The organism is Kitasatospora sp. NPDC048239 (assembly GCF_043202015.1).
In the GTDB taxonomy this organism is placed as follows: Bacteria; Actinomycetota; Actinomycetes; order Streptomycetales; family Streptomycetaceae; genus Kitasatospora.
This window is the reverse complement of record NZ_JBICZP010000006.1, coordinates 391,529-398,727: the sequence shown is the minus strand read 5'-3', so window position 1 is coordinate 398,727 and position 7,199 is coordinate 391,529. Positions and strand designations below refer to the sequence as shown.

6 protein-coding genes are annotated in these 7,199 nt (G+C 75.7%); all 6 read right to left on the bottom strand.

All coding sequences use genetic code 11. The annotated features are described in order from the left end of the window. Window positions 1-150 precede the first annotated feature (150 nt). The 6 genes from ACGFZP_RS19265 to ACGFZP_RS19240 all read right to left on the bottom strand — a co-directional run bounded on the left by ACGFZP_RS19265 (window position 151) and on the right by ACGFZP_RS19240 (window position 7,176). Complete coding sequence (locus tag ACGFZP_RS19265; RefSeq protein WP_392934201.1) at window positions 151-1,254, bottom strand: FecCD family ABC transporter permease; 1,104 nt, start codon at window positions 1,252-1,254, stop codon at window positions 151-153. Continuing rightward, complete coding sequence (locus ACGFZP_RS19260) at window positions 1,251-2,315, bottom strand: FecCD family ABC transporter permease (RefSeq protein WP_392934198.1); 1,065 nt, start codon at window positions 2,313-2,315, stop codon at window positions 1,251-1,253. The genes ACGFZP_RS19265 and ACGFZP_RS19260 overlap by 4 nt, the downstream gene beginning before the upstream one ends. Continuing rightward, window positions 2,312-3,151 (bottom strand): siderophore-interacting protein, encoded by an 840-nt coding sequence (locus ACGFZP_RS19255; protein ID WP_392934195.1) that lies wholly within the window; start codon window positions 3,149-3,151, stop codon window positions 2,312-2,314. Before ACGFZP_RS19255 ends, ACGFZP_RS19260 begins: the two co-directional genes overlap by 4 nt. 109 nt (window positions 3,152-3,260) lie before the next feature. Further along, window positions 3,261-5,045, bottom strand: a complete 1,785-nt coding sequence (locus tag ACGFZP_RS19250; RefSeq protein WP_392934193.1) for an ABC transporter ATP-binding protein — start codon at window positions 5,043-5,045, stop codon at window positions 3,261-3,263. Then, entirely contained in the window at window positions 5,038-6,864 is a 1,827-nt protein-coding gene (locus ACGFZP_RS19245) for an ABC transporter ATP-binding protein (protein ID WP_392934191.1), read from the bottom strand. Before ACGFZP_RS19245 ends, ACGFZP_RS19250 begins: the two co-directional genes overlap by 8 nt. Window positions 6,865-6,963: 99 nt before the next feature. Beyond that, window positions 6,964-7,176, bottom strand: a complete 213-nt coding sequence (locus ACGFZP_RS19240) for an MbtH family protein (RefSeq protein ID WP_387950757.1) — start codon at window positions 7,174-7,176, stop codon at window positions 6,964-6,966. Window positions 7,177-7,199: the final 23 nt, after the last annotated feature.

Sequence of the window (7,199 nt, the reverse complement as noted above, 5' to 3'; positions counted from 1 at the left end):
CCGGGGGGGGGGGCCCGGCCGGCCCCCGCCCCCACACCCCCCGGGCCCCCCCGGGCCGGGCGCCCCGCGCCCGGCCCCGGGGGGGGGGCCGGGGGGCCCCCCCCCCGGGCCCCGCCGCCGTTCACCGTGCTCTGCTGAAGTCCCGGGCGGTCAGCCGCGCTTGGTGCGCCACTGGCCGAGGATGAGCCAGACCAGGTAGCAGCCGCCCACCACACCGGTGAGGACGCCGACCGGGAGCTGGGTGGGGGCCAGCAGGCGCTGGGCCGCGAGGTCGCTGAGGGCCAGCAGCAGGGCGCCGAGCAGGGTGGAGCCGAGCAGGTTGGGGCCGGTGGCCCGGGTGAGCCGGCGGACGGCCTGCGGGGCGATCAGGGCGACGAACGGGATGGGGCCGGCGGCGGCGGTGGCCGCGGCGGTAAGGCCGACGCCGATCAGCACCAGCCAGACCCGGGCGCCCTCCGTCCGGACGCCGAGCGAGGAGGCCGCGTCGTCGCCCATCTCCAGCATCCGCAGCGGGCGGCCGAGCAGGACGGCGGCGGGCAGCAGCACGGCGAGGGCCACGGCCATCGGGACGCAGTGCTCCCAGCCGCGCGCGTTGAGGCTGCCGGTGAGCCAGACCGCGGCGCTCTGGGCGTCGCTGAAGGAGGCGCGGGCGATCAGGTAGGCGTTGAGCGAGGAGAGCAGCGAGCTGACGCCGATGCCGACCAGCACCAGGCGGTAGCCCTGGGTCCCGCCGCGCCGGGCGAGCAGGTACACCGCGACGGAGGTGAGCATGCCGCCCACCACCGCACCGCCCGCCACCGTGGCGGCACTGCCGCCGATGACCAGGATCACCGCGAGGGCGCCGGTCGCGGAGCCGACGGTGAAGCCGATGACGTCCGGGCTGCCGAGCGGGTTGCGGGCGAGGGTCTGGAAGAGCGCGCCCGCGAGCCCGAGGGCCGCCCCGACCAGCAGGGCGGTGAGCAGCCGGGGAAGCCGCACCTCCATCACGATGTAGCGGTCGGCGCGCCGCCCGCCCCCGGTGATCACCTCGACCACGTCGGAGACGGGCAGCGGGTAGTCACCGGCCGTCAGCGACCAGACGACCGCCGCGCACAGCGCGGCGGCGATCAGCAGGCCGACCACGGTGGCGCGGGCGTGCCAGCGCAGCGAGAGGCCGCCGGGCAGCCGGACGGCGCGCAGTGGGACGGCGGTGCGGGGAGCGGGCGGCGCGGGGGCGGCGGCGGCCGACCGCTCGACCGTGGTGGGGCTGTTCACAGTTGGGCGATCCTCCGGCCGCGTACCAGGGCGATGAAGAGCGGGGCCCCGATGAACGCGGTGACGACGCCGACCTGGAGTTCGGCGGGGTGCAGGGCGATCCGGCCGATGATGTCGGAGGCGAGCAGCAGCACCGGGGCGAGGACGGCCGACATCAGCATGATCCAGCGCTGGTCCGGTCCGCAGATGTGGCGGGCGAGGTGCGGGACGGCCAGGCCGACGAAGGCGATCGGGCCGACCGCGGCGGTGGCGGCTCCGCACAGCAGGGTGATCGCGAGCAGGCTGAGCAGCCTGGTCCGGCCGGGGTTGGCGCCGAGCGCGTGCCCGGCGTCGTCGCCGAGGGCGAGCGCGTTCAGCGGCCGGCCGAGGAACAGCGCGAGGACGGCGCCCGCCGCGAGGAAGGGCAGCACCTGGCCGAGGACGGCGGAGTCGATGCCGGCGAGGGTGCCGACCTGCCAGTACCGGAAGCGGTTGAGGGTCAGCGGGTCGAGCAGGATCAGCCCGTTGACGAAGGCGGTGAGCACGGCCGTGACGGCGGTGCCGGCGAGGGCGAGCCGGGCCGGGGTGGCCGAGGCGCGGCCGCCGCCGCCGAGGATCTGGACGACCAGGGCGGCCACCGCGGCGCCCGCGAGGGCGAACCAGACGAAGGCGCCGAAGGAGCGCAGGTCGAACAGCGCGGTGCCGGCCGCGACGGCCGCCGCGGCGCCGCCGTTGATGCCGAGCAGGCCGGGGTCGGCGAGCGGGTTGCGGGTGAGCGCCTGCATCATGGCCCCGGCGATCCCGAGGGCGGCGCCGACGGCGATGCCCAGCAGGGTGCGGGGGATCCGCGAGTGGTGTACCACGATCCAGTCCTCGGACGCGGGTTCGTGGTTCAGCAGGACGTGCAGGACCTGGCCGGGGGCCACCGAGCGGGCGCCGACGGCGATGCCGGCGAGGGCCAGCAGCGCGAGCAGCAGGACGGAGCCGAGCAGCCAGGCGGTGCGGCGGGCGGTGCCGGCCCGCCGGCGCGGCGCGGGCGCCGTCCGGGTCGGGGCCGGCTTGCGGAGGGTGTCGGCGGTCATGCGTGCGGCTGGTGGTCGTCCTCGTGGTGGTCGTGGTTGGCCACCCCGCGCTTCCAGTAGCCGTCCACGTCGACCTGGTTCTTGGTCAGGCCGCAGTCGTTGCGCAGGTAGCGGCGGATCGGCTTGAGGGTGTTGGCCTCGCCGGCGACCCACGCGAAGCCCATGCCCTCGGGCAGTTCGGCGGCCCGGATGGCCTGTTCCAGCAGGTCGGTGCTGCCGGACTCGGCGTCGCCGCGGTGCACCCAGGTGACGGTGGCGTCGGTGGCGGTGGCCAGGGTCTGCTCGTGCTCGGGGCCGGGGACCTCGGCGAAGGCGAGGACCTTGACGCCGGCCGGGAGCAGCTCCAGCCAGCGGGCGAGCGCGGGCAGGGCGGTCTCGTCCGCGCCGAGGAGGTACCAGTCGTGGACGAAGGGGATCTCCTCCGAGCCGCGGGGGCCGAAGACGCCCAGCCTCATGCCGGGCTCGGCGGCCGCGGCCCAGCTGGAGCCGACGCCGGTCCCGTGCAGGACCATGTCGATGTCCAGCTCGCCGGCCTCGCGGCGGTAGTGACGGATGGTGTAGTCGCGGGTCAGCGGCTCGGACATGCCCTCGGGGGCGTCCATCCAGGTGTCGTCCTCGACGACCGGCTCGACCGGCAGTGCGGCGCCCGGCTCCGCGAAGCAGAGCTTCACGTGGTCGGTCGGGGCCTGCTCGCAGAAGCCCTCCAGGGCGTCGCCGGCGAAGGTCACCCGGACGGTGCCGGGGGTGACCCGGACGACCTGCTTGACCTCCAACAGGCGGTACTTGAGCGGATGGCGGACGATCCGCATGCGCGGCGGTGCCGTGTCGGTGTTCATCGGTCAGCCCAATCCGTGGGGGGTGTCTGCGAGCCCGGACAGACCCGTGCCGCCGTCCCGGGGGGAGCCGGGCGGCGGCACAGGGCGATCATCACGTGATTAGGTTAGCCTAACCTGCCGTTCCGAGACCAGCCGGGTCCCGGCCCTTCCTGCCCCCGTCTGCCGGTTCGCCACCCGCGGAGCCCCCGTCCACCGCCCCGTCCACCGCCTCGTCGCCCACCAGGCGTCCGCCGTCCAGCCGGACCACCCGGGGCAGCCGCGCGATGGTGGCCGGCCGGTGGGCGATGACCACCAGGGTGCAGTCGGACCGCAGTTCGTCCAGCGCGTGCTCCAGCCGTGCCGCGGTCACCGGGTCGATGTCCGCGGTGGCCTCGTCCAGGACGAGGACGGCCGGGTCGGCCAGGACGGCGCGCACCACGCCCAGGATCTGCCGCTCGCCCGCCGAGAGGTTGCCGCCGCGCTGGCCCACCTCGGCGTCCAGGCCGCCGGGCAGGCCGTCCAGCCACTCGCGCAGGCCCAGCTGCTCGACGGTCCGCTCGATCCGCTCCCGGTCCGGCGCCCCCTGCACCAGCGCCAGGTTGTCGGCGATCGTGCCGGAGACCATCCGGACCTCCTGCGGCACCAGGACGATCCGGCGGCGCAGCTGCTGCTCCGGGATGTCCGCGAGGTCCGTCCCGGCGAAGCTGACCGAGCCGGCGTCGGGGTGGTAGAGGCCGCAGAGCAGCTTGGAGAGCGTGGTCTTGCCGGAGCCCGTCTCGCCGACCACCCCGGTCCGGCTGCCCCGGGGGAAGTCCAGGGTGAGCCCGTGCAGGGAGAGCCGGTCGGCGCGGTAGCCGTAGTCGACGGCGACGCAGCGCAGGTCGCCCCGGGCGGGGAGGTCCTCGATGCGGGCGGGGCGGTGCCCGGGGGCGGTGGCGGCCAGCAGGTCCAGCAGCCGGGCGAGGCCGGTGCGGGCCGTCTGCACCTCGCCGACCAGCTGGGAGAGGTCGGCGAAGGAGTCGAAGAGGTTGCGGCTGGCGATGACGAAGACCACCACGGTGCCGACCTCGACGGTGTCGCGGGTGATCATCCAGCCGCCGACCAGCAGCAGCACGACCAGCGCGGTGCCCTCGATCAGGCTGACCAGGTCGATCCGGTTCTCCACCCGCAGGGCGCGGCGGGCGGCGTGCACCGCGTGCCGGTTCTCGCGCCCGAAGCGGGCGCTCCAGCCGGCCAGGCCGCGGGAGGTCTGCAGGGCCTCACGGGCGGTCAGGGTCTCGGAGAAGGTGGCGGCGACGGTCGCCTCCGCGGCCGCCTTGCCGCCGAAGGCCGCCGCCGCGTCGCGCTGGAACCAGCGGGTGACGAGCAGGGTCAGCGGCAGGAACACGGCGAGCTGGACGAGCAGCAGCAGCCAGGAGTAGCCGGCCAGCATGATCAGGGTGAAGGCCAGCGTGGCGACCGAGGAGACCAGGTTGCGCAGGTGCAGCCGGACGAACGCCGCGAGCGCGGCGACCTCGCCGGTGGCCCGGCGCAGCAGTTCGCCGCTGCGGTGGCTCTCCAGGAAGCGCAGCGGGGCGGTGGCGAGGTTCTCCACGGCCTGCTCGCGCAGGGTGCGCACGACGTTCTCGCCGTTCTTGATGAGCAGCAGTTCGCCGACCCGGGCGAGGACCAGCTGGGCCGCCCCGAGGACGACCAGCAGGGCGACGGCCAGGCCGAGGCCGCCGCGGTCGGCGCGGACCGCGGAGTCGGTGGCCAGGCCGATCAGCGGGGCGACCGCGACCAGCGCGGCGGAGTCGGCGAGGCCGACACCGAGCGCGAGGCCGAGCCGGGCGCGGTGCGGGCGCAGGTAGGGCATGGCGCGGCGGAGCACCCCGCGCTCGTCGGCCTCGTCCTGGAGCAGGGGCTGTTCAGCCACGGGCCACCTCCACGGTGTTCGGGGCGGTCACGGCGTCGGGCCCTTCGGTGGCGGCGTCGTTCCCGGCCGGGCCGCCGCGCGGCGACTCCAGGGTGACGACGCGGTCGGCGGCGTCCAGGACGGCCGAGCGGTGGGTGGCGAACAGGACGGTGCGGTCGGGGCCGGCCCAGGTGCGCAGCCGGTCGAGGACGAGCTTCTCGGTGGTGGTGTCCAGCGCCGAGGTGGAGTCGTCCAGCAGCAGGACCCCGGGGTCGCCGAGCAGGGCCCGGGCGATGGCCAGGCGCTGCACCTGGCCGCCGGACAGCGCGGTGCCGCCCTCGCCGAGTTCGGTGTCGTAGCCGTCGGGCATGGCGGTCAGCTGGTCGTGGATGCCGGCGGTGCGGCAGGCCTCGTGCAGGGTCTCCAGCGGGATGTCGCGGCCGAGCCGCAGGTTGTCGGCGACGGTGCCGGAGAGCAGGACGGGCCGCTGGGCGACGTAGGAGATCCGCTCGCGGACCTGGTCCAGGCGGGCGTCGCGCAGGTCGGTGCCGCCGTAGCTGACGGTGCCGGCGTCGGGGTCGTCGAGGCGGACGGCGAGCCGCAGCAGGGTGCTCTTGCCGGAGCCGGTGGCGCCGTTGACGGCGACGAACTCGCCGTGGGCGACGCTGAGGGCGACCGGGCCGAGGACGGTGCGGCCGTCCCGGACGGCAGTGGCCTCGGCGAACTCCAGGGTGCCGCGTTCGGGGAGGTCCCTGGCCCGGCCCGCGGGCGGTTCGGCGACGACCGGGCCGATGGAGAGCGCCTCGTCGATCCGGGCGGCGGCGACGTCGGCCTGGCCGCGCTCCAGGAGGCGGTCGACCAGGACCCGGGTGGCGAGGGTGACGATGGCCATCCAGACGGTGAAGGCGACCAGTCCGCCGCGGGTCAGGCGGCCGTCCACGACGGCGAGGCCCCCGAATCCGAGGCCGGCGGCGACGGCCAGGCGCGGGACGAACGGTGCGACGGCGGCCCAGCCGGCCTCGATCCGGGCGGCGATGACCGTCCGTTCGGTGACTTCGGCGCTGGCGCCGTGGTGCCGGTCGACCAGCGGGCGGTGGCCGCCGGTGCCGCGCAGGCCGGTGCCGATCTGGAGCAGGTCGGCGACGGCGTCGGCGCGGTCGCCGTGGGCCTTGGCGAGTTCGCCGCTGGCCGCGGTGAAGCGCTTCGGGAAGTGGAGGTTGACCCAGACCAGGAACGGCAGGGTGGCGAGGGTGACCAGCAGCAGGCTGAGGTCGAGGGTGGCGATGGCGGGCAGCACGGTGAGGAAGGTCGTGCCGAGGACGACCCAGATGGCCAGGCCGTGCACCCACTCGCGGACGAGGTCGGTGTCCCGGGTGGCGCGCATGGCGAGGTCCCCGTGGCCGCGCGAGGCGAGGGCCGCCCGGTCCAGGCCGGAGAGGTGGTGCAGCAGGCGGGCGCGCAGGTCGGCGCCGACCTTGGCGTCGGCGTAGCCGGCCCAGTACTGCCAGCCGTAGAGCCCGGCGAACTGGATGAGGGCGGCGAGCGCGGTGGCGCCCGCCCAGGTGAGCAGGGCGCCGTTGTCCTGCTTCTCAAGGCCCTGGTCGAGGGCCTTCTGGACGCACCAGGGCACGGCGAGCAGGGCGAGCTGGCGGATCGCCGCGGCGGTCATGGCGGCGGCGACCGTGCCCCGGTGGGGGCGGATCGAGCCGCGGAGCAGGGCCTTGGCCCGGCGGCGGCGCTCGGCCGAGAGGGCACCGGGTTCCAGTTCCTCGTCGGCTAGTTGCTCGGCGGTCAGGCCGTCGGACGGCCCGGCGGCAGGTGCTGGCTGATTGGTGCTCACGGCGATGGCCATCCGTCGGGTAGCTGCGGGAGAAGCGGTACGGGAGGGGGCGGCCGGTGCGCGGCCGCCCCCTCCCGGGTGATCAGGCGCTGTGGCCGGTCACGCGCTGCGGGCGATCAGGCTCGCCGGGCGCAGGTCGGTCCAGTTGGCGTCGATGTACTCGGTGCACGCCTGGCGGCTGTCCTCGCCGTGGACGGCGGTCCAGCCGGCCGGGATCTCCGCGAAGGCGGGCCACAGGGAGTGCTGGTTCTCCTCGTTGACGAGCACGAGGTAGCGGGCGTCGTCGTCCTCGAAGGGGTTGGTGGCGCTCATCTGGTTCTCCTTGGGGTCGTGGG

Excerpts from the sequence above, each read along its gene's own strand:
- ACGFZP_RS19260 (WP_392934198.1), bottom strand. The coding sequence starts at position 2,315 with ATGACCGCCGACACCCTCCGCAAGCCGGCCCCGACCCGGACGGCGCCC.
- ACGFZP_RS19255 (WP_392934195.1), bottom strand. The coding sequence starts at position 3,151 with ATGAACACCGACACGGCACCGCCGCGCATGCGGATCGTCCGCCATCCG.
- ACGFZP_RS19240 (WP_387950757.1), bottom strand. The coding sequence starts at position 7,176 with ATGAGCGCCACCAACCCCTTCGAGGACGACGACGCCCGCTACCTCGTG.